Origin of the sequence: Bacilliculturomica massiliensis, assembly GCF_900605495.1 — a bacterium.
Classification (GTDB): Bacteria; Bacillota; Clostridia; order Peptostreptococcales; family Anaerovoracaceae; genus Bacilliculturomica; species Bacilliculturomica massiliensis.
Genome location: NZ_LR027602.1, coordinates 274,069 through 299,585 on the forward strand (window position 1 = coordinate 274,069; position 25,517 = coordinate 299,585).

A 25,517-nucleotide genomic window follows, 5' to 3' on the forward strand; every position below is an offset into this window, starting at 1 on the left:
GATAAAAATTATCACATTTTTTTTCTCTGTGATTTGTTCAGAAGAGAAAAACGGCATAGGTAGCGGGGAAAAGGATGGCACGTTTTTTGCGTTGAATCATTTGACAGCCATCTATTACTATCTGCCAGGACAGGAGAGGAGACGACATGACGAGAAAAGGGTACACATTTACGGAAAACATGGAAAAAGTATGGGGGGATCGCTGGAGAGTCACTTCAGAGATCGGAACGCTCAGGGCCGTGCTTATGCGGAGACCGGGAAAAGAACTGGAGAATATCAAGGACCCGGCGGCTGTCTTTATGAGAGACTTCATCGACGTGGAAAAGGCCAGGTGGGAGCACGATACGCTGGCGCAGATCTACCGCGATCACGGCGTGGAGGTGTATTATGTGGAGGAGATGAGCGAGGACACTCCCAACGCCATGTTCTGTCACGATCTGATCCTGGGAACGCCGGAAGGCGTGATCGCAGCGCGGCCGGGGATCGAGATCCGGGCGAAGGAAGTGAAATACGCGGCGCAGGCGGCGGCCAGGATCGGGGTCCCTATCGTAAAAACCATCCACGGCGAAGGCGTTTTCGACGGGGCCTGCGTGACATGGGTGGACGAGGAAACGGTGATAATCGGGACGGGCACGCGGTGCAACAGGGCCGGATACGAACAGGCCGTATCCACATTCCGCGATATGGGAGTTAAAAACTTCATCAGTCTCAGCATTGCCAGAAATCAGAATCATCTGGACGGTTTCCTGTCCATCGTGGACCGGGACGTGGCCGTCACCTATCCGTATATTACGCCGGATATCATCTATGAGGAACTGGAAAAGAGGGGCTTTCGCTTTGTGGAGATCCCGGCCTTTGAAGAAAAGATCAATTTTGCCGCAAATTCCGTGGCGCTGGAGCCGGGAAAGATCGTGATGCCCACAGGCGCGCCCCGCACGGTGGAGCTGCTGGAAAAGGCGGGCGTCCAGGTGATCGAGATCGAACTGGACGAGATCAAAAAAGGCGGCGGAGCGGTCCACTGTCTGACGGCGTTTTTGAAGCGGGACGATATCCCTGTGTATCAGGTGGAATAGGATGCTGACAGGGGGATTTTACAGCGTGGACGCAGCGCTAATCTGCGAAGAAGTGAAAGAGGAAGAGTTCCTGCTCCGCTGCGACGGGGAGGGACGGTACGCCCGCAGAGCGTATGTGAACAACGGGCGGACGGCCACGATCTACGCATTGAGACAGGCGGGGGAGAGAATGTGGGGGAAAAAGATCCTCCTGCCCGACTATCTGTGCGTTTCCGTCCTCACCGCGATTGACTGTGTAAAAGAAGAGTACGGCCTTTCCTGTGATTTTTACCGCGTCGACGAAAAGCTGGAGATCGACATGGAGGATCTGCAGAGGAAGCTGACGCCGGATGTGGGCATGATCTATGTGATCCACTATTTTGCCGTTCCTCAGCCGGAGGCCGTGGCCGCCGCGCTTTCGGGCCTGGCCCGGGAACGGGGGATCCTGATCTTCGAGGACCTGACCCAGGCCCTGTTTTCCAGAGCTCAGGGGCGGATGGGCTACGGAGATCTCATCGCCGCCAGCACCCGGAAGTGGTTTCCCATGACGGACGGCGGGCTGGCCGCCCTGCGGGACACCTTTCCAGCCAAAGAAATTTCGCTGGGGGATCCGTACAACGAAGCGGCGTACCGGGAGCTGCTGATCTCTGTGGTCCGGGAATATTTTGATAAAAATCCCGGCTGCGATCGGGAGACTTATCTGAAATTTGAGAGAGAGGCCAACGCCAGCCGCTATATCGATCTGGAGATCCGAGGCATGACTGAGGCGTCCCGGCGAGTGTTTTTCAACAGCGACAAGGAAGAGCTGATCAGACGCCGCCGTGAAAATTACGCCTGTCTCTATGAAGAACTGGAGGACTGCAGAGGGCTGCGTCTTCTGGGACCGCGTCCAGACGACAGCGATCTGACGCCCTTCGGCCTGGTGATCCTGTGCGAGGACAGAGACCGGCTGTACGGGGAACTGACGGCCCGGGACATTGTTCCGGAGATCCAGTGGATCCTGCCAACAGACAGGTATCAGCCCGGGGAAGCAGCCCGGTACCTGTCTAATCACAATTTAATGCTTCAGTGCGATCAGCGCTACGGGCCGGAGGACATGCGGCGGACGGCCGCCGCTGTAAAAGAACTGCTGGGGCGGCGTCCATAAGGTCGCTAGTCCCTCTTCCGCAGGGACCGCCGCAGCTCCCGGCAGGACAGGGAGATCACGCGGATCAGAGAAGAGACGATCAGAAGGGCCACGGCGATGCTGCCGGCCATGAGACTGGTCTCCCAGCCGATGCGGGCGGCTTCCTTGAGATTGCTGTCCAGAAAAGCCTGCATGGCGTAATACATGCCGGCTCCGGGCACCAGAGGAAGGATCCCCGGGATGATGAACAGCGTGGCCGCCTCTTTGAAGACCCGGGAGCAGATATCGCTGGCCAGGGCCACTGTGCAGGAACCGATAAAGCAGGCCATGATGCTGGAATATCCCGTAGCCCCCATGTACTGAAAGACGAGCCAGCCAGCCGCTCCTACCAGCCCGGCCATGGGGATATGCCGCCTGGGGACGTTGAAAATGAAGCAGAATCCGCCGGTGGCCAGAAAAGCCCATACAAACTGCAGCGCCAGGTGGACGGATCCGCCGCTCCCGGACAGAGACGATCCGGAGAACCGCAGGACCACGCCCACGCCGGCGGCGATGGAAACAGCCGTCATGATGGCCTCCGACGCTCGGGCCAGGCCGGAGAGGGAGTCGCCGGAGAGGAAATCCCGCACCGCGTTGGTGATGGCCACCCCCGGAAGGAACATCATGATCGATCCGATGATGATGAAATCCCGGTGGCCGCCCAGCCCCAGCTGGATCGAGGAGAGGGTGAGCAGGGCCACCAGCACGCAGGAACAAAAAACGCTCACAAAAGAATTCAGCTGGAGCCGCTCAAACAGCAGCGTGGAAAAGTACGCCAGCACGCCGATCAGCATGGAACCGGCGAAATCCGCCGCGCTTCCGCCCAGCATGATCGTAAAAAACGAGGTGATCAGAGCCGCGCCCAGCACCCGCCACCAGAAGCTGAATTCCTTGTCGTGATCGATCCGTTTCAGGATCTGCAGGCCCTCGTCCACGGAGAGGTCCGTGGTGGTGAATTCTCTGGAGAACTGGTTGATCTTGGAGATCTTCTCCAGATCGATGCGGGTGTTCTTGATGCGCTTGATAAAGGTATGCATATCACTGTCCGCATGCCCAGCGTCCAGAGAGAGAAAGATACCGGTGGGAGTGGCGAAGACCTCTACATAGGGGATGTCGCAGGCCCTGCAGATCCGCGATACCGTGTCCTCCACCCGGTAGATCTCAGCGCCGCTCTTCATCATGATCTCCCCTGCGTGGAGAGCCATGATCAGCACTTTTTTTTGTTTTTGATTGATCATTTTCCCATTACTCCTGTTGATGCCGTCAGGAGGCATCCTGTTTTCTTCTTACTATTGTTAAGCCGCGGGGGGCTTGTTTATTCCAATGCGGCGCCGCTTTAGCGGGATTATTATACCACTGGTATGTGCAAAAGTCATTGACCATGCCGTGAAAAGTAGATATAATCTTCATGTGATTTTGTAGGCCTGCGCCGGGAGACCATCATCTGACATGGCGGGTCCTACGGCTGTGGGCCGTCCCGTGCGGGAAGCGGCTGCGCGGTAAAAGATCAGGAAATGTGAGGTATACAATGGAAAGAATGGTAGGGACGGTGGTGCGCGGTCTGAGAGCGCCCATCATCAGAGAAGGAGACGACCTGGAGTCGATCGTGGTCGACGCTGTATTGAAGGCCTCGAAGGAAGAAAATTTCGCACTGCGCGATAAAGACGTGGTGGCTGTGACAGAAGCGGTGGTGGCCAGAGCTCAGGGAAATTATGCGACGACGGATCAGCTTGCGGAGGACGTGAGAGCGAAGCTGGGCGGTGAAACGATCGGCGTCATCTTTCCGATCCTCAGCAGAAACCGGTTTGCCATCTGCCTGCGGGGCATTGCGCGGGGGGCGAAGAAGATCGTGCTCATGCTCAGCTATCCCAGCGACGAGGTGGGAAATCACCTGATCGAGGTGGACAGACTGGATGAAAAGGGTATCGATCCCTATAAGGATGTGCTGACCCAGGCGCAGTTCGAGGAATTGTTCGGCAAGTCCAGACATACGTTTACCGGCATGGATTACGTGAATTATTACAAAGAGCTGATCGAGGAAGAAGGCGCGGAGGCGGAGATCATCTTTGCCAACGACCCCAGAGTGATCCTCGACTATACAAAGCGGGTGCTGACCTGCGACATCCACACGAGAGTTCGTTCCAAGCGTCTGCTGAAAGCGGCCGGAGGCGAGATCGTGCTGGGCATGGACGACCTGCTGACCTCCAGCGTGAACGGCGGGGGCTACAATGAAAAGTACGGGATCCTCGGCTCCAACAAGTCCACAGAGGATACCATCAAGCTGTTCCCCAACAACTGCGCAGAATTTGTGAACGCCGTTCAGAAAAAGCTGCACGTGGCAACGGGAAAGACCATTGAAGTGATGGTATACGGGGACGGCGCGTTCAAAGATCCGGTGGGAAAGATCTGGGAACTTGCGGATCCAGTGGTTTCCCCCGGCTATACATCTGGGCTGGAAGGCACGCCCAACGAAGTCAAGCTGAAGTATCTGGCAGATAACGATTTTGCCGACCTGTCCGGCGACGAGCTCAAAGAGGCGATCTCAGACTACATCCGCAAGAAGGATGACAATCTGGGCAGTTCCATGGCGGCCCAGGGCACCACGCCCAGACGGCTGACCGATCTCATCGGTTCGCTGTGCGACCTGACCTCCGGCAGCGGAGACAAGGGAACGCCCATCGTCTACATTCAGGGCTATTTTGACAACTATACAAAATAACGCGATCGTTTGCCCGCGGCTTATGGACAGTAGGCCGCGGGTCTTTTATTGGTCGGGAGACGATACGCGCCGCGCCGCGTATGTCGCAAACTGCATCACAAAAAAGTGATAATCCGCCGGCGCAAGAAACTTTTGCTAAAAAATGTTTGAAAAAACACGATATATCAGGCATACTGGTTTCAAATAGTGAATGTGATCCGACAGAGCAGGGGGAGATCTTCTATGAAGGAAAAAGAGACGCGCAACACGACTAAGAATATACAGTCGATCGAGAGAATGCATGCGATCCTGAGCTGTTTCAAAAACAGTGAGGAGCTGGGGATTACGGAGATCAGCAACGCGGTGGGACTGCACAAGAGCACGACGAACGGGATCGTCTCCACATTGAAAAACATACAGTTTCTGGAACAAAACCCCGATACGGGAAGGTATCGTCTGGGGGTGGAACTGTTCCGCCTCAATACTTACTCCAGATATGCCCGCATATCGGTGAAGGAGGTCCTGGCGCCCTATGTAAAAAAACTGGCGGAGGCCACAAAGGAAACCGTGACGCTTCACATATGGGACGACGGGGTGGACGGGCGTTATACCACCACCGTCATCGCCATGACGGAGAGCAGTCACAGCGTAAAATATGTCACAAAAGTGGGCAGCAAGATCCTCTGCCACTGTAGCGCGGTGGGGAAGGCGATCCTGGCATTTTTGCCGGAGAGAGAGAAGAACGCCATACTGGACCAGATGGCGCTGGAAGCGGTGAGCCCTCACAGCATAACGGACAGAGGCATGCTGGAGAAGGAGCTGGAGGCTGTAAGAAAACGCGGCTACGGACTGAATCTGGAGGAGACGGAAGAGGGAGTGATCGGAGTCGCCGTGGCCATATTTGATTCCAAGAACAGGCCCAAGGCCGGGATCGGCATCGCCGCGCCCATGAATCGCATGCCGGAGGAGATCTGCCAGCAATATGGGAGAATGTTGGTGGAAACCCATGAGGAGATCAGGAAGAATGTGTTCCTCGATTGAAAGAACGTGGATAATTGAAGCATAAAACAGCGACCTAAAGGAGAAAGGCCGCACTGAGCTGATGTTGTAATCAGAACAGTGCGGCCTTTTAAATGGAAAATGCTTGCTGTCAAGCAGTTGAAGGTTTACGCGTCTGTTTTTTCTGTTGGATTCATCCTGCGCCTTACTTCATTAAAGATGATAATGATGAAGAGCAGAACTCCCACACATCCGGCGAAAGGATACAGAATATTGATCAACGTGCCGAAGGGGACGACGGAACCGGCGAAAATGCCGATAATAGCGGTTGCAGCAACGATAATTTTCTGTTTCATCGTTCCATCCTGTGCAAATCTTCTTCCCACCAGCCAAAGATAACCCGTAATCGTGGTAAAAATACCGCAGACGATGACCAGAGTAAAAATAACGGAAAGGAATGGCAGGTTTTTTGCGATAACGGCAAGCATAGGCACCTGGGCACCTGTTTCAACGATATAATCAATATTTTGCAGCACAGAAAATACAACCAGATAAACGCCGAGAGTGAACAGGATTCCAGAAGCTAACCCACTGGCCACGGCCTCTTTGCGGTTTTTGATGCTTTTTCCCAGAGCGACCATGAAGGGGAAGGATGTGAGCAGTGTCATCCCCGCGTAAAACAGTGCGGCGATAATCGGATGGTTGACACCGAAGAGACCGGCCTGCAAAATGCGTCCATCCGACACGTATTGCGGAATATTTTGCTGGGCTTCCATTAAGCCGACGTCTGCGGTAGCTAACGTATAGATACTGACCACCAGAATGAAAGCGATGATCAGAATTCCTGTGACGCCCAGAACCTGCGTGACTTTTTCAAGTCCCAGCCAAACGACTAAAACCGATATCAAGCCCAGACCCACAGCTCCCACATACACGGGAAGTCCCAGGTATTGATGTATGGTTGCTCCACATCCGGCGAACATAACTAGTCCAATGCCTGCGATCATGATCATGCTGAAAATATCCATGAACTTGGCGATGTACTTGCCGCAGTAATACTCGTACGCGTCGCTGGGATTCTCAAAGTTCTGATGGAGTGCCAGGCTATAACCGCTTGCGCCGTATATGGTAATGATGAGAAGTGGAATCAGCGGCGTGATAAAAGGCCACATACCGCCCCAGGAACCAAAGAATTGCAGAACCTCCTGCCCCGAAGCAAACCCGGAACCGATATTATAGGACGCGTATGCTCCGCCGAGCATAATGACTGTCTTCCAGCTGAAATTGCTGTTTTCCTTCATCTTTATGTCATCTCCTTTTCAATCCTTCAAAGCATGAAGCGTGTCCGGTCCTTACATCCAGCCGCTGAAGGGTGCCCGGCAGACTCCGCTGAACATCCAGTTGATCAGAGTTATAAAATCATATACCGGCCTCTGAGTCGCGGCCTGGATCAAATGCGCATATGGCGGCATTTCTGTGCATTCCAGCAAAAACGCTCCGATTTCAGGATGCTCCTGAACCATCTCCAAAGCCTTGCCGGCCATCTCTTTTTTTACACCCTCATTGTTAAACATTCCTGTGTCGTCGATGATCGTGCTGAATTCCGGCTCCTTGCCCATACCGCGTATAACCAGACGAGCTGCTACGTCATCGGGCACGTTGCAATTTTTCAGAATCGAAGGGGTCAGGGATTCTTCGTGGGCGGTCAGTACGCCGATTTTTTCGTGGGGCTGCAGCATAGAAGCGATCCAGGGCAGCTGAACCAGACTGGACAAGGCTACAGGAATATCAAGCTCGGCGGCCAGTCGGGAGTGATAATGCCCAAAAAACCCACAAGCGCCTGTGATGGCTCTGACTCCATGCTTTTTCAGTTCCTTGCATGCAGTCAGGATACCCTCGTAAACTTCTTCTTTTCCTGCGAAGATGGACTTGTTGTCAAGACCCTTTACGAACTCGTACTGTACGGGGAAATTGTAAGTGAACCCATTCATTACATTTCCCGGGACTACAGGAATCCAAATGTCTTCCAGACAGAGGATCCCGATTGGTGCAGCAGCGGTTACCTGGCCTATTTTCTGACAGATAGGCAAGTTGTTTGTCTGTTCGTTTAAGATACCGTATTGCCTGTTTTCTTCCATTTTCATTTTGTGTGCTCCTTTCTAGTCTGCAGATTATAAGTGGATCCTTAAATAAAAATACGCAATTTGTATTGTAATATTATATATTTTTATTTTTGGATCCAAAAACAAAATATCATCGTTTTTCAAAAAAGTCAATGGATATAAATAATAATTTAGAATTGACAGATATTTTGGGTGGCGTCTTTTTACAAATTCTTGACGGGAGTCCGAAGATTGTTATATACTTAAAAATAGATTCGCGGCGCCGGCACAGCCTGTCTTTTGCAGTCACTGTCTGTTAGGAAATGCCTGAATAAATTTGGTCAAAGTAGGTTGGTTTTTATGGAAAAATATGCGGTCCCTCAGTATGACACGTCTTCCACTGAAGAGTCGCTGTCAACTCAGGTCTACAAGAAAATAAAAAACAAGATTTTGGACTTGTCCTATCCCCCGGGCTCTTTCTTGACCGAGGCCAAGCTTTCGGAGGAATATTCAGTAAGCAGAATGCCTATAAGGATCGCCATACAAAAGCTGAGCTGCGAGGGTTGGCTGCTCTCTGATTTTCGCAGAAAACTTCGGGTAAAAGACATTGACAAGAAGATCATCAAGGATATATATCAGCTGAGAGAGATTCTGGAGACAAGGGCGCTGCAGAAGATATTTGAGGATGATCTGACATGGAAGTTTTCATTTGTAACTGAAGAGAAACTGCTGAAGATGAAGGCGGCTAGGGACAATTATTATGAATATCTCTGCGCCGATGCAGAATTTCATTTCGCGCTGATCAGTGTATTTGAAAACGACAGAATCGAACAAATGTACAACACTGTATGCGATGAGGTCATCCGCATCTGTCTGCTGTTATATCAGCGGGTAACGGAGCATGAGGATTACGTTCCGACGATTATCGATGGGATGGAGCAGTTGGCGATCAATATGCGGGAAAAAAATTATGAGAAAGCCTATTACTATTTAAGACGCGATCATTTTGATCACTCGGTGGGCGGCGTTTCGGTGGCCGATATTGTAGACGAGCTGATGAGGGCTCAGAACCGTAAATAAAAAAATAAAATGTGAATAAAGGGAATTCACGCTGTTCAGATAGTACAAACTGAGCAGCGTGTTTTTTTGTGCATAAAACAATAGAAATGGGAGTAAAAAGTGTCCAAAATAGATTGACATGTCTGAAAATTTATAATATACTGCACCTATAAACTACATTGCAGGATATAGTACTATAATGTAGAACAAAAAATAAGGCCGTATGGAATCTTGCCATCAATTTTTTCTGTTTAAAAGGAGGAGAAAAAATGAGTAAAGAGATCAACACGATTTTTCCGACATTAGCAGTGCAGCCGCCGATCGCGGCCAGAGCGGAGGGTGTCACAATCACGGACACGGAAGGGAAAGAATATCTGGATTTTTCCTCCGGAGTATCCGTAGTCGGAATCGGTCACGGTGTGAAGGAGGTCAGGGACGCAGTCGCGGCGCAGATGGATCAATTTTCATTCGTCTATCGGGGCATGTTTGCCAGCGAACCTCTGCTGCGCGTATCGAAGCAGATCATCGATCTGGCTCCGGAGGGCATGGACCGCGTCTTTTTCTGCAGCGGCGGCTCGGAGGCTTCCGAATCTGCCATCAAGATAGCGCGGCAGTATCATCTGGAATGCGGCAATCCCACAAAATACAAGATCATTTCCAGATGGGCGGGATTCCACGGAAACACGCTGGCAACGCTTTCCGTAGGCGGCCGGACCAGCTGGAGGACTCCATATGATCCCTATTTGCTGAAGATGCCCAAGATCCCGCAGTGCAACTGTTATCACTGTCCGCTGAAGCTTGAGTATCCGGCCTGCGGCTGCCGGTGCGCTCACGAACTGGAACGGACGATCAAAGCGGAGGGAGCCGACACGGTGGCCGCCTTCATGTGCGAGACCGTAGTGGGAGCCGCAGGCGGCACGGTCATCGCGCCCAAGGAATACTTCAGCATTATCCGGGATATCTGCGACAGGTACAACATCCTGCTGATCGACGACGAGGTGATCACCGGTTTCGGGAGAACGGGCAGGAATTTCGCCATCGACCATTACGGAGTGGTCCCGGATCTGATCGTGACGGCGAAGGGCATGGGCAGCGGCTATCTGCCCATCGGAGGCGTGATCATCAGGAAACAGATCGTGGACGCCATCGAAAAGGGAAGCGGCAGCCTGATCCACAGCTATACATACGCCGGTCATCCGGTCTCCTGCGCGGCAGCCAGCGCCGTGATCAAATACCTGACGGACAACGATCTGATCAATCAGGCGGCGATCAAGGGCGGCGTGTTCCTGAAAAAACTGAAGACGCTGGAAGAGCTGCCTATCGTGGGCCAGGTCCGGGGCATCGGACTGATGACAGGTATGAGTCTGGTAAAAGACAAGGAGACCAGGGAGTCCTTTGATCCACAGTATGAGGTGGCAAATCAGATCCAGCGGCGCTGCTTCGAGAAGGGCCTGATGCTGCTGGCGGCCACAGTTGGCACGGAAGACGGAGTAAAAGGAGACGCGCTCATGGTATCGCCGCCCTTCGTGGTCACAGAGGAAGAAATGGATCGGGGCATCGCCATTCTGAAGGAAGTGATCGCCCAGGTGTCGGAAGAACTGGGAGTGCACTGACAAACAGGGCTTGAAAGCAATGACGGAGAAGGAGGTGCATGCGATGGATTCCAGGAAGAAGAAAAAAAGAGGGCTCGACTATTGGATCGCTGCGTTTTTACTCATTTTGATGGTAGTGGTGGTCATGATCCAGGTCTGTACGCGAATGGCCGGCCGACCCATCCAATGGGGCGAGGAGGTAGCGCGTTGGCTGCTGATCTGGATCGTGTTTGTGGGCCTTGGCTACGCCTTCCGGGACGGAGGTCTGATCAGCGTAGATTTCTTCACGAAGAAATTCAGGCCGGGCACACAGAAAAAAATCCATTATTTTAATATGGTGATGACGATCGCGTATTTCACAGTCCTGTTTGTGTCCGCCGTATACTATTTTGCCATGGTCCACAACAGGGGGCAGGTCTATCCGATCACGGGAATGCCGGCGACCTTCACGATTCTGGCCATGCTGACAGGAAGCGTGCTGGCGGTCATATACGCGGTGAAACAGATCGGAGTCATCCGTCACACGGATCAAGAAGGCAAAGGGGGCGAAAAAGAATGAGCACGCCAATCATCTGTATCCTGTTGTTCGGCGCAATGCTTTTGCTGCTGTATTTCAACTGCCCTCTGGTGGTGGCCATCGGCCTGCCGACGGCGGGGATCATGTTCACTGCCGCAGGCGTCGCCATGCCCTCTCTGGCGCAGAAGTCTCTGTCCTCCATCGACTCGTTCACGATGATGGCGGTTCCGCTTTTCATGTTCGCGGGAAAGATCATGGAGGTTGGCGGTCTGTCCAGGCGGATCGTCCGCATGGCGGACTGCCTGGTCGGCTGGATCAGCGGCGGCCTGGGCCACGTACTGATCGTGGCGTCGGCGTTCTTCGGAGCCCTTACCGGCTCGGCGGTGGCTACCTGCGCGGCCATCGGAAGCACGCTGATCCCGGAAATGAAGGTAAAAGGTTATCCGGCGGGCTGGGTGGCAGGGCTGCAGTCGGTGGCGGCGTCGCTGGGCGTGCTGATCCCGCCCAGCATTCCGCTGATCATTTACGGAGTCTCCACGGGGACGTCCGTAGGGAAACTTTTCATAGCGGGGATCGTGCCCGGCTGCTTCCTGGCTTTCTGTCTCATGGTGGCGGTATTCATCACCTTCAGAAAGAAAAAGATCCAGGTGACCAGAGAGGTGATCACGGGGAAGGCTCTGTTTTACAGCTTTCTGGAAGCGATCCCCGCGCTGATCATGCCTGTGATCATTCTCGGAGGGATCTACACAGGCGTGTTCACACCTTCTGAGGCGGGGGCGGTAGCCTGTACATACGGCTTTCTGATCTGCACCTTTTTCTACAAGGAGATCAACAGGGAGAACATTCACGAGATCATCGGGGGAGCGGTCACGAACACTGCCTTCTGCATGATCATCGTCACCGCCTCGGGAGCGTTCAGCTGGCTGCTGGTGATGACGGGAGCCTCCGATCTGCTGGGCTCATCCATCACGGCTATCTCGGTCAACCAGCTGGTATTTCTGCTGATGGCCAATGTGATCCTGCTCTTTATGGGAATGTTTATCGAGACCATATGCGCGATCCTGATCGTTACGCCTATTTTAATGCCCACGGTGCTGACTCTGGGGATCGATCCGGTCCATTTCGGGATCATCATGGTGGCCAATCTGGCGCTGGGACTCACCACGCCGCCCGTCGGTGAAAATCAGTACATCGCCGCAAAGATCGCGGGGATCACCTTCGAGGAGGAACTGCGGGGAAGCGTACCGTTTCTGATCGCGGGATACGCGGCGCTGATCCTGATCACGGCGATCCCGGGACTGTCCACCTGGCTGCCCGAACTGCTGCAGGTGTAGCGGAACAAGACTTCTGACAACGTGGAAAAGGAGACGAAAAAATGAAGAGAAAAGCAAGTCTGGCTATCAGCGTTTTACTGATCCTCTCGTTACTGTGCGCAGGCTGCTCCGGCGGGGGCGGCGTCCAGGGCGGCGAGGAGATCACCGATCCCATCAATCTCACCATCAGCGTGGGCGAGTCGGAGGATTACTATATGAGCAAGTTCGTCGCGGAGTGGCTGGAACTGATCACGGAAAAAAGCGACGGAAAGATCACGGGCAAGATCTTTTACAACGGACAGGCGGGAGGAGGCACAGAGGCCTTTGAAGCGCTGGAAATGGGCAACATCCAGGTCTATCTGGACGGCGACGCCATGGCGGGCCCCATCAGCAATGCCTTCGACGTCTTTGGACTTCCGTATCTGTACGACAGCAAGGAACACCAGTATCGGTTCTGGGACACCTATTTTACAGAAGTGACCGACTGGCTGGCGGAAAAATCCGGCATCCGGGTGGCGGGCATCATCGACGGTCTCAACCGGGAAGCCACGATGAAGTATCCGGTGGAGACGCTGGAGGGTTTCCGCAATGTCAAGATCAGGGTACCGGCTACAGACAGCTATGTGAAGATCTGGGAGACCCTGGGCGCGGCGCCCATTCCCATCAACTTTTACGAGGTCTACACTTCCATTCAGACCGGCGTGGTTGACGGACAGGAAAACGATATTGCGCTGTCCAAAGAGGCAGGATTTACGGAGGTGGCGCCTTATGTCATCATGACGGATCACACCCACTATGAAGGGGCGCTGTATTTCGACGAGATCTACTGGCAGGGACTGCCCCGCGAAGCCAAAGACATCATTTTGGAGGCGGGCAATCAAGTCATGAAGGAGAGCAGGGAATACTGCGGCGAGCTGGAGGAGACGATCACCGCGGAGTTAAAGGCGGAGGGCGTGACCTTTATCTACCCGGATCTCACCAGTTTTAAAGAAAAATGTCAGGTGCTGTACGATAACTGCACCCAGTGCCAGGATGTTCTGGATTGGGTGGACGCAGCGAGAAAGGAGAACTGAAATGGCATACACAAAAGAACTTTCCCGGAAGCTGTACAGGGATCTGCTGATGCTGCGTCTCTTTGAAAAGAGGCTGATCGATCTCTACGCGGCCGGCAAGATCCCGGGCCACATTCACAGCGGCATCGGGGAGGAGGCGGCGTTTGCCGGGACTCTGGCGACGAAGAAGGAAGGGGACTACTTCAAAATGTCCCATCGGGATATCGGCGCTTCCAGCCTGCTCGGCGTATCGCTGGAAACGATGTTCGCGGAAATCCTGGGCAAGACGGCGGGCAATTCCGGCGGCCGCGGCGGCATCAACCACATTTCCGAACTGAGCAGGGGAATGCTGGGATTTTCAGGCACGCTGGGCTGCGATATCGCAGTGGCGGCAGGGGCTGGGCTCACCATTCAGAACCGGGGCGGCGACAATATCGTCTACGTATACTTCGGCGACGGGACCACCAGCAGAGGTCCCGTACACGAGGCCATCAATCTGGCCGCAGCCTGGAAGCTGCCGGTGCTGTTTGTCTGTGAAAACAATCAGTTCGCCATATCCACCCCTGTGAGCGAGGGCGTTCCGGTAAAAAATACGGCGGCGGACAGAGCCCCCGCCTACGGCATACCCGGCCGCGTGGCCGACGGGACCGACGTATTTGCGGTCTATGAGGCTGCGGAAGAGCTGACCCGGGAGATCAGGCAGGGCGGCGGACCTGCGATCCTGGAGTGCAAGGCTTACCGGTGGAGGGGCCATTTTGAGGGAGATCAGGCCCGCTATCGGGATCAGACGGAGGCCGACCGGTGGATCAAAAAGGACTGTGTGCAAAAGATGGAGACCTGGCTCCTGGAAAAGAAAATGATTACGGAGACCGAGATAGAAGAGATGCGCGCGGAATTTGAAGCGAAGCTGGACGCGGCGGTGATCTTTGCGGAGAACAGCCCGGAACCGGCGCCGGAGACCATCTATGATTATTTATATGCGTAACTGCGGGAACGGAAGGGAGGATTCTGTATGCTGGTGACCTACGGACAGGCGATCGGCGACGCCATGAAAGAGGAAATGCGCCGGGACGAGGCGGTGGTCCTTTTCGGCGAGGACGTGGCCGAATTCGGAAATATATTTGGTCTCACGAGAGGCATGGTCGAGGAATTCGGAAAACAGCGCGTGCGCAACACGCCCATCTCCGAGACGGCTATCGTGGGCAGCGCCATCGGGGCGGCGGTCACGGGGCTGAGACCCTGTGCGGAGCTGATGTACTCAGATTTCACAATGGTGGCCTTCAGCGAACTTTTTCACTGCTGCGGCAAATGGCGTTATATGCACGGACCGGAATACAAGCTGCCGCTGGTCATACGGAGCGCCATGGGCTCGTCCTTCGGAGCGGGGGCGGAGCATTCCAACTGCGTGGAGAGTCTGTTCATGCACGCGCCGGGACTGATCATCGCCAGTCCTTCCACCGCGTACGACGCCAAGGGCCTGCTGAAGGAAGCGATCCGTTCCGACAATCCCGTGCTGTTTTTCGAGCACAAGCAGCTCTATCAGGTGAAGGAAGAGATCCCCGATGAGGAATATACGATCCCCTTCGGCGTGGCGGACGTCAAGCGCCGGGGGACGGATGTGACGATCATAGCCGTCGGTCTCATGGTCAGACGGGCGCTGGAGGCGGCGGAAAAGCTGAAGGAAGAAGGGATCGACGCGGAGGTCATCGATCCCAGGACGCTGGCGCCCTTCGATAAGGATACTGTTTTTGAGTCCATCCGCAAGACTCACCGCGTTCTCGTGGCGGAGGAGAGCAACAAGACTGCGGGGATCGGCGCGGAGCTGGCGGCTTTGATCCAGGAGGAGCAGTACGACGAATTGGACGGTCCGGTGGTGCGGGTGGCGGCCCTGGATGTGCCGATACCGTACAATATCGCGCTGGAGCGGTTTGCCATACCGGACGCGGAGGACATTGCGGCGGCGGTAAGAGCCATGTTTGCGTGATCCGGTACGGCGGCGTTATGGAGGAAGAATATGAGTGTTGAATTGATTATGCCCAAGGCCGGGCTGACCATGATCGAGGGGACGGTGGGCCAGTGGAAAGCGGAGGAAGGGACTTTTGTAAAAAAGGATGATCCCGTTTTGGAGATCGAAAACGAGAAGACTACCATGGACGTGGAAGCAAAGGCAGACGGGATCCTGCACATTGCGGCGCAGTCGGGCAGCGTGGTGGCGGTAGGCGGGATCATCGGCTATATTTTTGAGAGTCAGGAAGAGTATGGGGCCTTCACGGCGGCCGGGGATGCGCCCAAAGAAGAAGCCGGGGATGGGCCGAAACAGAAAACCGGCAATGAGCCCAAAGCGCAGGTCTCTCCCCAGAGTCCGGAGCCGCCTGCGGAAAAGGGCGGCCGGGTGAGAGCCACGGGTCTGGCCCGGAAGCTGGCGAGAGAGGAGAATATCGACCTTTCAGCGGTACGGGGAAGCGGGCCGGCGGGCCGGGTGGTGGCAGAAGATGTGAGAAGATTCGCGGCGGCCGCCGGCGCTGCGGGAGTTCCCGGCTGCGACGGTTCCCTGGAGCAGGCGGAGCCGGGCGAGGTAAAGAGGATACCGCTGTCCGGTATCCGCAGGACCATCGCCCGCAATATGCAGGACAGTCTGCAGAACATCGCTCAGGCTTCCGCTTCGGTGGAGGTGGACGTCACCGATCTGCTGGCGCTTCACAGGAAGCTGCGGGAAAAGGCAGAGTTCTCGGGCTGCAGGATCACGGTGAACGATCTCCTGGCGAAAGCCACAGTGCAGATGCTGAAAAAGCATCCGCTGGCCAACGCCACTTTTGACGGTTCCGAGATATCTTCTTATTCAGATGTCAATCTGTCTGTGGCGGTGGGCGCTGAAGCGGGGCTCATGGTACCGGTGGTAAAGGGCGCGGATAAGATGACGCTGGCTCAGCTCAGCGGGGCGATCCGGGAACTGGCGGGGCGGGCCAGGACCGGAAGTCTGGTCCACGGAGAACAGAGCGGCGGCACCTTCACGATCACAAACGTAGGGATGTATCCCATCGACGCGGGAACGCCGGTGGTCAATCCCCCTCAGGTAGCCATAGCGGGCTTCGGTCGTTCCTGCAAAAAGCCGGTGATACGCAACGGGGAGATCTGCGCCAGGGATATGATGAATATCTTTTTTACCTTTGACCATCGGGTGTTTGACGGGCTTGAGGTAGGGCGGATCCTGCAGGATCTGAAGGAATACGTGGAAAATCCGGAACTGATGTTGATTTAGGACGGCGGGAAGCGCCCCGCCGGCGGAAGAGGTGATACTGGATGGAAAAAGGGGAACAGATCGTCGTGATCGGCGGCGGGCCGGGAGGATACACAGCCGCTATCAGGGCCGCTCAGCTGGGAGCAGACGTAACGCTGATCGAAAAGAAGAGCCTGGGCGGAACCTGTCTGAACGTAGGCTGTATACCTACTAAAGTGATTCTCCATTCCGCGGAAATGTTCGCGGAAATGAAAGAAGCAAGAAAGATCGGGTTGAAAGCCTACGGATTGGAATATGACTGGGATGCGATCCAGAAGCGAAAAGAAGCGGTCCGCGCGCAGCTGGTCAGGGGAGTGGAAGGGCTCTGCCGGGCGAACCGGATCAGAGTCGTCAGCGGGGAGGCCAAATTTACAGGGCCTCGGGAGCTGACGGTGAAAAAGGAGGACGGCGCATCTGAAAATCTGACCGCGCCCCGCATCATTATAGCGGCGGGCTCTGTACCGGCGATCCCGCCGGTGCCGGGCATCGCCGGCAATGAGCACTGTATTGATTCCACCGCTGCGCTGTCGCTGCCGGCCGTGCCGGAGAGATTGGCGGTGATCGGCGGCGGAGTGATCGGCGTGGAGATCGCCACGGCGTTCAGCCAGTTTGGCGCGAAGGTGACGATCCTTGAAGCGCTGCCGGAGATCCTGCCTTCGATGGACGGCCAGCTGACCGCCATACTGCGGGCCAGGATGGAAAAGACCGGCGTAGAAATACTCACGGGCGCCAGAGTAGAGTCTGTCGAACAGACGCCCGCCGGAGCCAGGATCAAGGCGAACTGCGGCGGGGAGATCAAGTATTTTGAGGCGGATAAGGTGCTGGTAGCCGTGGGCAGAAAACCTGACACAGGGTCGCTGAACCTGGCCGCAGCCGGCGTGGCGGAGGATAAGGGAAAGATCTCCGTCAATGAGTATATGGAGACGAATGCAGAAGGCGTATACGCCATCGGCGACTGTACGGGCAGGGTCATGCTGGCCCACGCCGCTTCGGCCCAGGGCGAGACGGCGGCGGAAAACGCTGTGGGCCGCGCCGGCAAAAAAGCCTTCGACCCCCGATCCATTCCCTCCTGCGTATACGGAAGTCCTGAGTTCGCTGGAGTCGGTCTCACAGAGGAAAAGGCCAGGGAAGCAGGGATCGGGTATACCGTGGGAACATTCCCGCTGTCCGCTAATGGAAAAGCGCTGATCATGGGCGGCCAGGAGGGCGTCGTTAAGATCATTGCTGGGAAACAGCACGGCGAGATCCTGGGCGTGCACATTCTGGGCTGCCGGGCCACGGACCTGATCGCGGAGGGGGCCCTGGCCATCGGGCTGGAAGCTACCGCAGAAGAGATCATATCCACGATCCACGGCCATCCCACCGTCAGCGAGGCGGTGCGGGAGGCGGCGCTGGCAGTGGAGGGACGGGCGATCCACATACCCAATAAAAAAGGAAACTGACGAGACGGCGGCTGCATGCCGCCGTTTCCATTTGCGCCAATATGATACAGGGATCATTATTCATTTTATGGAATAATATAGGCAAAACTCAGCGTGAAAATCGTACAAAAGCGATTGACATAAACGTTGAAAAATGAAGGTTTGTGTCGCTTGGCGGGGCTTTCTGAAGCAAAAAAGGGCTATACAAGAAGCGACTTTACAGGTATAATATACGAGTGCCCCGAATTCGGGACACGGGAAAGAGAGGGAGAATAGATATGGCAAAGAGGCTTTTATCTGTGTGGCTTTCATTGACAATCTTACTTTTCTCATCAATTTCTATCTATGCTGGCGAAGCCGTCAGAGGTCAATTCTTCATGAAGAATATCTACATCGACGGAACGCAAATTTTCAATTACGAACTGAACAATCCGCTGTTCACCTATAAAGGTGCGACATATGTGCCTGTCAACGGCAGCCTGAGCAGGGCGCTGGGCATTCAGGCCGACATGGATTGGGAAAGCCGCACACTGAAATTAGTGAAAACCGAACCCGCGCAGAAAGGCGCGAGCGACGGGAAACTTCAAAGCAACCTACAGGATGTCAATTGTGAAATTGCATCTGACATAACGGTCATCGCTTACGAGCCGACGAACCAGAAGGTTGCAGTAACCACCGAAGGAGGGGTGGAAACGCAAGCGAAAGCTGACGCGGCTGCAGAGGATACCGATGTGGCAGGCGCAGAGGCCGACGTGGAAACAGAAGCAGATGTTGTGCAGCCAGAGGAAGAGATCACGCTTCCGGAGCTGCAGGCGACAAAGCTCAGCTTAGGTGAACTGCCGCTGTTAGTGGAAGGGACGACCGTATATTTCCCTATCAAAGTCATCACACAACATCATCTGTTCGGCTGGAGTCTGTATTACGATGATTACAGCGGGCTGTATATCAGCACCGATCCCGGCAAAGAAGCCAGGGAATACTTCAACGAACCGCAGTCCCGGTACATCCGGGGACTGGTCAACTATATCAGAAAGTGCAACAGCAGCTACAGCGTAGCTCAGGCCCAGGATCTGGTGGCGATCTTTCAGCATGAAGCCAGGATCTACGGCGTGGATCACACTCTTCTGATCGCCATGGCGCAGAAGGAGAGCACCTTCAACGCAAGCGCCAGAGGCAGCAGCGGATCGCTGGGGATCATGCAGATCCTGCCCTCCACTGCCAAAGGGTACGGAGTCAGCGCGTCGCAGCTGCTGGATCCGCACACGAATATCCAGCTGGGAGCCAAATATATCAAGGAACGGCTGGACATGTACGACGGCAACGTGACGAAAGCGCTGTCGGCTTATAATCAGGGAGCAGGGGCCGTAAACCGAGGCAATTATACCACGCGGTACGCGGGCCGTATCAGCTCCGCCCAGTCAGATATGAAAGAGTATATGTCTGAAAACGGATACGGAAAAGGCTATTAGCCGTTTCCGCAGGCAGTTGGAGAAAAGGCTGCCGGGCCGTCTAAGGACCACGTGAAAAAAGCATATAGAATAGAAATTAATTATGAAAAAGCCGGGGAAGAAACCCCCGGCTTTTTCGCGTCCGTAGCAAACGTGAGAGTCGACGCCCATAAGGGCAGTGTATAAAATTTCCTGCGTTCGTTAAATATATTGTTTAAGGGGCGTTTTTGTGTCTGGGAAACGTTGTCTGTATCCGCGCCGTAGCGTATGATGGGGTATTACAAACAAGGCACAACAGCTGCAGGAAAGGAGCAAAAGAAATGGCAAGAAGAGGTGAAAACATTTATCAGCGTTCCGACGGCCGGTGGGAAGGACGCTATATCACAGGCTACGACGCGATGAGCGGAAAGGCGCAGTACGGTTATGTATACGCGGCAACTTACGCGCAGGTCCGGCAGGAAAAGCGCCGGGTGGAGAAGGAGTCGGAAACCAGGCTGCGGCAGGAAAAGCTGAAGCAGCGAAGTCTGACGATGGCGGACTGCTTTGCGGAGTGGCTGAACTGGAAGGCGACGGATCCGTCCCTTCACCAGTCCACACTGGACCAGTATCGGAGACACGTGGAGAAGCACATTCTTCCGGAGCTGGGCTGCTGTCGGATGTGCCTGCTGTCCCCGCAGGTACTGGACCGCTTTCGGGCGGAAAAACTGGAGAGAGGCAGATTGGACGGAGACGGAGGACTGTCCGCCAGCATGGTCAATACGCTGATGTTTCTGATCTACAGCATGCTGGATTACGCGCTGGACGAGCGCTATATCGCTGAGATACCCAGGAAAAAGATGAAGCGGGCGGTGGAAAACAGCGACAGAGAGATCCGGGTCTTTTCCAGGCGGGAGCAGGCGTGCATTGAGGAAGTGCTGCTTCGGAACTTCCCGCACCCGGTGTACGGGGAGACGTGTATGGGTATTTTTTTTGCTCTGTATACGGGGCTGCGCATCGGAGAACTGTCGGGTCTGCAGTGGCGCGATCTGGATCTGGATAGTTCGCGGCTGCATATCCGCCGTACGCTGCAGAGGGGAACGGCGCCGGAGGGAAGCGGCGTGAAGACGAAGATCATCATGGGCCCGCCCAAAAGCCGCAATTCCCGACGGAGCTTTCCCATCAAGAAGGAACTCTGCGGACTGATGAAGCAGTATTATAACAGCCTGCCGCCGGAGAGAAGGGAAAAGGACGAGCCCGTGTTTTCCTGTGACGGAAAGCATATTGAACCGAGAGTATATCAGAAGCGGCTGAAGTGGGTGCTGAAAAAGTCCGGAGTGGAGGAAGCCAATTTCCATGCCCTGCGCCACACCTTCGCCACCCGCTGCATCGAACACAACATGGACATCAAAAGTCTCAGCGAATGTCTGGGACACAGCAGCAGCACCATCACGCTGAACGTGTACGCCCATTCTTTCGCGGAACACAAACAGAGCTGTCTCAACCGTCTTGATTTTCCGGAGATCAATAAAAACGTTAAGTTCCATATCTGACGGCAGCCGGACAGGCGCGGTCTTGTTTTTCTTGTGGAAAATCCGGCGGCAAGGTATAATAGCCATAGTGTTTATATGAAGCAGTAAAATGATTGTGCCCGGCGGGCCGGCGGCAGGGAGAGCCCCGCCGCAGTTCGCCGGACGCATTGAGCGGGATGGAGTACATAGATGAACGAGATCATTTTTCCGGAGGATTTTGAAGCGAGAACAGAGGATGCGGTTCGTTTTTTCTGGAGCACCAGGGACGGGCAGATATCCAGGCAGCTGGCGGGACAGAGCAGGGATCAGGGCAACCGGGGCGCCGTCACCGGAGGAAAGCAGCTGGACGGCTTTGTGGACCTGATCCGCCATACGCTTCTCCTGAACGGAGTGCCGGAAAAAAGCATTTTCTGTGAAGCCGGTCTGGAGATCCCCGGATTTTACAGGCCGAGTAAGAAGTGGGACCTGCTGGTGATGGAAGAGGGCCGTCTCGCGGCGGCGGTGGAATTCAAAAGTCAGGTGGGGCCTTCTTTTGGAAATAATTTCAACAACCGGACGGAGGAGGCCATGGGCAGCGCTCTGGACGTCTGGACGGCTTACCGGGAAGGCGTTTACGGCCTTCAGGAAGCGCCGTGGCTGGGCTATATGATGGTGCTGGAGGACTGTCCGAAATCCACGGCGCCGGTGTCCGCCCGTTCGCCTCACTTCGAGGTGATGCCGGAATTTGAACATTCCTCTTATATGAAGAGATACGAGATATTCTGCAGAAAACTGGTGCTGGAACGACAGTACAGCGCCGCCTGCTTTGTGACCAGCCGCAGGGACGGAGAACCGGGGAATCACAGCTGCCCGGTCCCGGAGCTTTCGGTACGGTCCTTTGTTTTATCGCTGCTGAGGGCGGTTCTCGCCCGCGGCGGCAGACAGGAGAGTTGACGTGACGGAGCACATTTTATACCATGGGGATTCGCGGCGGATGGATTATATCGCCGACGGCAGCGTGCATCTGGTCCTCACATCGCCGCCTTATTGGAATCTGAAGGAATATGAAAAAGGGAGCGGTCAGCTGGGCATCATCGAGGATTATGAGGCTTTTCTCATGGAGCTGGAAAAGGTCTGGAAGGAATGCTACCGCATTCTGGTGCCCGGGGGCAGGATGGTCTGCGTTGTGGGGGACGTCTGTCAGTCGCGGCGAAAATACGGGAGGCACGTGGTTTTTCCCTTGCATTCTGACATCGCAGTGTGCTGCCGGAAGATCGGATTCGATAATCTGAATCCCATACTGTGGCACAAGGTCTCCAACGCGAACTTTGAAGCCAATAGAGGGACTTCGTTTCTGGGAAGGCCCTATGAGCCAAACGCGATCATAAAAAATGATATGGAATACATCCTCATGCAGAGAAAGCCCGGAGGCTATCGCAGGCCTACGGAAAAACAGCGGGAGGAGAGCCGCATCGGAAAAGAAGACTACGATAAGTGGTTCCGGCAGATATGGAACCTCTCCGGCGCGTCCACCCGCAGCCATCCCGCCCCCTTTCCGCAGGAGCTGGCCGGCCGGCTGATCCGCATGTTTTCCTTCGTGGGAGACACGGTGGTGGATCCGTTCTGCGGCAGCGGCACGACTATGATCGAGGCCGCGGCCTGCGGCAGAAACAGCATCGGCGTGGAGGTGGAGGAGAAGTACTGTTCCATGATCCTCAGCCGCATGCACAGACAGTATGCAAAGACAGAGGGCGTCACTGTGCGGGAGGAAAGGCCAGAAAAGCCGGCGGGGCCGGTAGGGCTGGCGAGGCTGGAAGGGCCGGAAGAGCCGGAAAGATCGAGCAGGGCTGAAAAGGCCGGCGGGGCCGGAGAGGCCGGTGGGATTGGAAAGGTCGGAAAGGCCGGAAAGGCCGGAAAGACCGGAAAGGCCGGAAAGGCTGGAAAGGCCGGAAGAGCTGAAGGTCAGGGATAAAGGCTGGGATGAAGAAAAGACGAAAGGGCGGCGCGAGGACCGGAAGAAGGGCGGAAAAGGAGACAATTGATGAAAAGCGTTTGTGACGACGGGAGCGGGCCCTTATTTTCGGACGCCTATTTTAGATATGGTCTGCGGTAAGGAAGCAGTAGTCCGGTCCCGCATACATTATCCGGTGAATTTATATTGAGATTGGGAAAATCATGCAGGCAGGCGCTGATAACAGGCGCCTGCCTGTTTTTTATAGCATGGGAATATCGTCCGCTGTATTTCCGGATGTTTTAAAAAGTTCACCTTGTGAAAGTGAGCCCGCAGGGCGAATATGTTTCCGAAGGAAACTATTTTATTATGAAAAGCAAATCGGTAGCTGAACACGCAGCTCCTATACCCCCATGCCGGGAACCGTTCTGATCCGCGGGCAGAGATCTTCTGAACACTGAAATATGGTTGAGACAGTGGTCTGGGGCGGCCTGAAAAGGAAGGTATGCGGATCGTTTCCCGATTTTTTCTTTTTGCCGGCAAAAGAGGCTCAAAAACGAAAAGAAAATGGATAATATATACTTTACATAGTAAATATAGAAAATATTTTTCGTTTTTAACGCAAAATCATATTGAAAAAGAAAAAAGCGACATAAATCGACAGGAGAAACAGTTTAAATGTCGGTTGCGCCGCCCGTTTTTTTCTTTTTCAGGTGCTAAAAGCATGAAAAAAGAAAAAAAGTCCGCTCATGTGTCCAGGCGATCCTCGTATCTACCCAAAAGCCGGCCCCGCAGGCAGGTAAATGAGCAAGAATGATGAAAACCAGAGTATGCGCAGCCGTTATAATCAATCATGCAGGAGACCTGCTGTTTACTTTGAATGAGGATAAAGGGGGGATTCACATGAGTATAAGCGAGAAGCGGGACCGGCAGGCGCCGGTCCATCCGCTGGCGCAGGATTTCAGCGCGCCGTCGCTGTTGAAGTTTGCATTTCCTACCATTGTTATGATGGTTTTTATGGGGCTGTACACTGTTGTTGACACTGTTTTTGTGGCGCGTTTTGTGGGAACGGATGCGCTGTCGGCGGTCAATATCGTCGTACCCGTGATCAATCTGATGGTGGGATTGGGTTCCATGCTGGCTTCCGGCGGCAGCGCGGCTATTGCGCGGAAACTGGGGGAGGAGAAGGACAGGGACGCCGGAGAGACTCTGACGCTTATCCTGCTGGCCGGGCTGTCGCTGGGTCTGGCGATCTGCGTCGCGGGATCGTTGTTTCTGGAACCGCTGGTTCGGATGTTGGGATGCGGCGACGTTCTGTTTCCTTATTGCCGGGATTATCTGTCCGTACTGCTGATCTTCGCGCCGGCCTGTATCCTGCAGGTGCTGTTTCAGTCCCTTCTGGTCACAGCGGGGAGACCGGGGCTGGGCATGTGGCTGACTCTTATGGGAGGAATGGCCAATGCGCTGTTCGATTTTCTTTTGATCGCCCGGTTCGGGATGGGGATCCGGGGCGCCGCACTGGCTACGAGTCTGAGTTATCTCATACCCACTGCCGCCGGCATCCTGTTTTTCCTGTTCGCTAAAAATAACAGGCTGCGCTTCTGCCGACCCTGCGGCGGCGCCGGAGAACTGGGAAAAATCTGCTTCAACGGTTCCTCTGAGATGGTGGGACAGTTATCAGCAGCCGTCACTACTTTTCTGTTCAACCTCACCATGATGCGCCTTCTGGGTGAAAACGGCGTCGCGGCGATCACCATTATGATCTACTCGCAGTTTCTTCTGTCTACTCTGTATATCGGGTTTTCCATGGGAGTGGCGCCCGTCATCAGCTACAGCTGGGGAAGCGGAAATTACCGCGGTCTCAAACGCATATGCAGAATATGCTTCGGCTTTATCGGCGTTGTTTCGATCGCAGTGTTCGTGGTCTCAATGATATTCGGGCCGGAGCTTACGGGTATTTTTGCGCCAGAGGGAAGCCGCGTCTATGAGATCGCCCGATATGGTTTTCAGATCTTTCCGTTCAGCTTTCTGTTCTGCGGATATAACATTTTCGCCTCGGCGTTGTTTACCGCGCTCTCCAACGGAACGGTCTCGGCGACCCTTTCCTTCCTGCGGACCTTCGGTTTTCTCACTGCCGCTCTTCTGACGCTGCCGCTGTTTCTGCAGGTTGCGGGCGTTTGGCTGGCGGTCCCTGCGGCAGAGCTTCTGACGCTCATCCTGTCTGCCTGCTTTGTCTGGCATTACAGGAAACAGTACCAATATCTGTAGGAACAGGTGTCGGCTCCGGCCGGAAAAGGAATTTACGCCGTGTCCGGGGTCGTTTTCTTGCGGTTGTGAAAACCGGGGCGCAAGGGTATAATAAGAACAGAACGGGGAGATCAGGC

At 54.7% G+C, this 25,517-nt stretch carries 21 protein-coding genes; 18 read left to right on the forward strand and 3 right to left on the reverse strand.

The features are described 5' to 3' along the window. The first annotated feature begins 146 nt into the window (after nucleotides 1-146). Together E0E37_RS07810 and E0E37_RS07815 are read left to right on the forward strand one after the other, a co-directional pair. Nucleotides 147-1,073: a dimethylarginine dimethylaminohydrolase family protein gene (locus E0E37_RS07810; RefSeq protein ID WP_130862475.1), complete on the forward strand. Its 927-nt coding sequence runs from the start codon at nucleotides 147-149 to the stop codon at nucleotides 1,071-1,073. Nucleotide 1,074: 1 nt separating this feature from the next. Continuing rightward, a complete protein-coding gene (locus E0E37_RS07815; protein ID WP_130862476.1) occupies nucleotides 1,075-2,199 on the forward strand; it encodes a DegT/DnrJ/EryC1/StrS family aminotransferase in 1,125 nt (374 codons plus the stop codon). A 5-nt stretch (nucleotides 2,200-2,204) separates the two neighbouring features. Here the strand turns inward: E0E37_RS07815 and E0E37_RS07820 are convergent, their stop codons facing one another. Next, nucleotides 2,205-3,455, reverse strand: coding sequence for a threonine/serine exporter family protein (locus tag E0E37_RS07820; RefSeq protein WP_165445271.1), 1,251 nt, complete (start codon nucleotides 3,453-3,455; stop codon nucleotides 2,205-2,207). Nucleotides 3,456-3,745: 290 nt separating this feature from the next. Between E0E37_RS07820 and E0E37_RS07825 the strand changes: the two genes are divergently transcribed. Continuing rightward, the gene (locus tag E0E37_RS07825) at nucleotides 3,746-4,936 is read left to right on the forward strand and encodes a coenzyme F420-0:L-glutamate ligase (RefSeq protein WP_130862478.1); all 1,191 of its coding nucleotides are present in this window, start codon (nucleotides 3,746-3,748) and stop codon (nucleotides 4,934-4,936) included. Between the two features lie 222 nt (nucleotides 4,937-5,158). Further along, complete coding sequence (locus E0E37_RS07830; RefSeq protein WP_130862479.1) at nucleotides 5,159-5,956, forward strand: IclR family transcriptional regulator; 798 nt, start codon at nucleotides 5,159-5,161, stop codon at nucleotides 5,954-5,956. 125 nt (nucleotides 5,957-6,081) lie between these two features. Here the strand turns inward: E0E37_RS07830 and E0E37_RS07835 are convergent, their stop codons facing one another. Beyond that, nucleotides 6,082-7,215: a YkvI family membrane protein gene (locus E0E37_RS07835; protein ID WP_130862480.1), complete on the reverse strand. Its 1,134-nt coding sequence runs from the start codon at nucleotides 7,213-7,215 to the stop codon at nucleotides 6,082-6,084. Nucleotides 7,216-7,266: 51 nt separating this feature from the next. After that, nucleotides 7,267-8,058, reverse strand: coding sequence for an aspartate/glutamate racemase family protein (locus tag E0E37_RS07840; RefSeq protein ID WP_130862481.1), 792 nt, complete (start codon nucleotides 8,056-8,058; stop codon nucleotides 7,267-7,269). A gap of 318 nt (nucleotides 8,059-8,376) precedes the next feature. Here E0E37_RS07840 and E0E37_RS07845 point away from each other — a divergent pair, with 318 nt between their 5' ends. The 14 genes from E0E37_RS07845 (at nucleotide 8,377) to E0E37_RS07910 (ending at nucleotide 25,401) form a co-directional block, all read left to right on the forward strand. Then, nucleotides 8,377-9,096 (forward strand): GntR family transcriptional regulator, encoded by a 720-nt coding sequence (locus tag E0E37_RS07845; RefSeq protein WP_130862482.1) that lies wholly within the window; start codon nucleotides 8,377-8,379, stop codon nucleotides 9,094-9,096. A gap of 248 nt (nucleotides 9,097-9,344) precedes the next feature. After that, entirely contained in the window at nucleotides 9,345-10,688 is a 1,344-nt protein-coding gene (locus tag E0E37_RS07850) for an aminotransferase family protein (protein ID WP_130862483.1), read from the forward strand. Nucleotides 10,689-10,731: 43 nt separating this feature from the next. After that, nucleotides 10,732-11,226, forward strand: coding sequence for a TRAP transporter small permease (locus tag E0E37_RS07855; RefSeq protein WP_165445272.1), 495 nt, complete (start codon nucleotides 10,732-10,734; stop codon nucleotides 11,224-11,226). Continuing rightward, the gene (locus tag E0E37_RS07860) at nucleotides 11,223-12,518 is read left to right on the forward strand and encodes a TRAP transporter large permease (RefSeq protein WP_130862485.1); all 1,296 of its coding nucleotides are present in this window, start codon (nucleotides 11,223-11,225) and stop codon (nucleotides 12,516-12,518) included. The genes E0E37_RS07855 and E0E37_RS07860 overlap by 4 nt, the downstream gene beginning before the upstream one ends. 41 nt (nucleotides 12,519-12,559) lie before the next feature. After that, complete coding sequence (locus E0E37_RS07865) at nucleotides 12,560-13,570, forward strand: TRAP transporter substrate-binding protein (protein ID WP_130862486.1); 1,011 nt, start codon at nucleotides 12,560-12,562, stop codon at nucleotides 13,568-13,570. 1 nt (nucleotide 13,571) lies between these two features. Then, a complete protein-coding gene (locus E0E37_RS07870) occupies nucleotides 13,572-14,534 on the forward strand; it encodes a thiamine pyrophosphate-dependent dehydrogenase E1 component subunit alpha (RefSeq protein ID WP_130862487.1) in 963 nt (320 codons plus the stop codon). Nucleotides 14,535-14,561: 27 nt separating this feature from the next. Then, the gene (locus E0E37_RS07875) at nucleotides 14,562-15,533 is read left to right on the forward strand and encodes an alpha-ketoacid dehydrogenase subunit beta (protein ID WP_130862488.1); all 972 of its coding nucleotides are present in this window, start codon (nucleotides 14,562-14,564) and stop codon (nucleotides 15,531-15,533) included. Nucleotides 15,534-15,563: 30 nt separating this feature from the next. Continuing rightward, nucleotides 15,564-16,808: a dihydrolipoamide acetyltransferase family protein gene (locus E0E37_RS07880; protein ID WP_246019668.1), complete on the forward strand. Its 1,245-nt coding sequence runs from the start codon at nucleotides 15,564-15,566 to the stop codon at nucleotides 16,806-16,808. A gap of 41 nt (nucleotides 16,809-16,849) precedes the next feature. Beyond that, nucleotides 16,850-18,268 carry a dihydrolipoyl dehydrogenase gene (gene lpdA / locus E0E37_RS07885; protein WP_130862489.1) on the forward strand — a complete coding sequence of 473 codons (1,419 nt, stop codon included), beginning with the start codon at nucleotides 16,850-16,852 and terminating at the stop codon, nucleotides 18,266-18,268. A gap of 356 nt (nucleotides 18,269-18,624) precedes the next feature. Continuing rightward, entirely contained in the window at nucleotides 18,625-19,716 is a 1,092-nt protein-coding gene (locus tag E0E37_RS07890; RefSeq protein ID WP_165445273.1) for a lytic transglycosylase domain-containing protein, read from the forward strand. A 299-nt stretch (nucleotides 19,717-20,015) separates the two neighbouring features. Continuing rightward, on the forward strand, nucleotides 20,016-21,224 hold the full coding sequence (locus tag E0E37_RS07895; protein WP_130862491.1) for a tyrosine-type recombinase/integrase: 1,209 nt from the start codon (nucleotides 20,016-20,018) through the stop codon (nucleotides 21,222-21,224). A 168-nt stretch (nucleotides 21,225-21,392) separates the two neighbouring features. Continuing rightward, nucleotides 21,393-22,136, forward strand: a complete 744-nt coding sequence (locus E0E37_RS07900) for a PaeR7I family type II restriction endonuclease (RefSeq protein ID WP_130862492.1) — start codon at nucleotides 21,393-21,395, stop codon at nucleotides 22,134-22,136. A 1-nt stretch (nucleotide 22,137) separates the two neighbouring features. Continuing rightward, nucleotides 22,138-23,154, forward strand: coding sequence for a DNA-methyltransferase (locus E0E37_RS07905; RefSeq protein WP_207302934.1), 1,017 nt, complete (start codon nucleotides 22,138-22,140; stop codon nucleotides 23,152-23,154). A gap of 882 nt (nucleotides 23,155-24,036) precedes the next feature. After that, entirely contained in the window at nucleotides 24,037-25,401 is a 1,365-nt protein-coding gene (locus tag E0E37_RS07910) for an MATE family efflux transporter (protein ID WP_130862493.1), read from the forward strand. Nucleotides 25,402-25,517: the final 116 nt, after the last annotated feature.

Bases quoted from the DNA above. Each gene is read 5' to 3' on its own strand.
- E0E37_RS07810 (WP_130862475.1), top strand. From the start codon at position 147: ATGACGAGAAAAGGGTACACATTTACGGAAAACATGGAAAAAGTATGG.
- E0E37_RS07815 (WP_130862476.1), top strand. From the start codon at position 1,075: ATGCTGACAGGGGGATTTTACAGCGTGGACGCAGCGCTAATCTGCGAA.
- E0E37_RS07820 (WP_165445271.1), bottom strand. From the start codon at position 3,455: ATGATCAATCAAAAACAAAAAAAAGTGCTGATCATGGCTCTCCACGCA.
- E0E37_RS07825 (WP_130862478.1), top strand. From the start codon at position 3,746: ATGGAAAGAATGGTAGGGACGGTGGTGCGCGGTCTGAGAGCGCCCATC.
- E0E37_RS07830 (WP_130862479.1), top strand. From the start codon at position 5,159: ATGAAGGAAAAAGAGACGCGCAACACGACTAAGAATATACAGTCGATC.
- E0E37_RS07835 (WP_130862480.1), bottom strand. From the start codon at position 7,215: ATGAAGGAAAACAGCAATTTCAGCTGGAAGACAGTCATTATGCTCGGC.
- E0E37_RS07840 (WP_130862481.1), bottom strand. From the start codon at position 8,058: ATGAAAATGGAAGAAAACAGGCAATACGGTATCTTAAACGAACAGACA.
- E0E37_RS07845 (WP_130862482.1), top strand. From the start codon at position 8,377: ATGGAAAAATATGCGGTCCCTCAGTATGACACGTCTTCCACTGAAGAG.
- E0E37_RS07850 (WP_130862483.1), top strand. From the start codon at position 9,345: ATGAGTAAAGAGATCAACACGATTTTTCCGACATTAGCAGTGCAGCCG.
- E0E37_RS07855 (WP_165445272.1), top strand. From the start codon at position 10,732: ATGGATTCCAGGAAGAAGAAAAAAAGAGGGCTCGACTATTGGATCGCT.
- E0E37_RS07860 (WP_130862485.1), top strand. From the start codon at position 11,223: ATGAGCACGCCAATCATCTGTATCCTGTTGTTCGGCGCAATGCTTTTG.
- E0E37_RS07865 (WP_130862486.1), top strand. From the start codon at position 12,560: ATGAAGAGAAAAGCAAGTCTGGCTATCAGCGTTTTACTGATCCTCTCG.
- E0E37_RS07870 (WP_130862487.1), top strand. From the start codon at position 13,572: ATGGCATACACAAAAGAACTTTCCCGGAAGCTGTACAGGGATCTGCTG.
- E0E37_RS07875 (WP_130862488.1), top strand. From the start codon at position 14,562: ATGCTGGTGACCTACGGACAGGCGATCGGCGACGCCATGAAAGAGGAA.
- E0E37_RS07880 (WP_246019668.1), top strand. From the start codon at position 15,564: ATGAGTGTTGAATTGATTATGCCCAAGGCCGGGCTGACCATGATCGAG.
- lpdA (WP_130862489.1), top strand. From the start codon at position 16,850: ATGGAAAAAGGGGAACAGATCGTCGTGATCGGCGGCGGGCCGGGAGGA.
- E0E37_RS07890 (WP_165445273.1), top strand. From the start codon at position 18,625: ATGAAGAATATCTACATCGACGGAACGCAAATTTTCAATTACGAACTG.
- E0E37_RS07895 (WP_130862491.1), top strand. From the start codon at position 20,016: ATGGCAAGAAGAGGTGAAAACATTTATCAGCGTTCCGACGGCCGGTGG.
- E0E37_RS07900 (WP_130862492.1), top strand. From the start codon at position 21,393: ATGAACGAGATCATTTTTCCGGAGGATTTTGAAGCGAGAACAGAGGAT.
- E0E37_RS07910 (WP_130862493.1), top strand. From the start codon at position 24,037: ATGAGTATAAGCGAGAAGCGGGACCGGCAGGCGCCGGTCCATCCGCTG.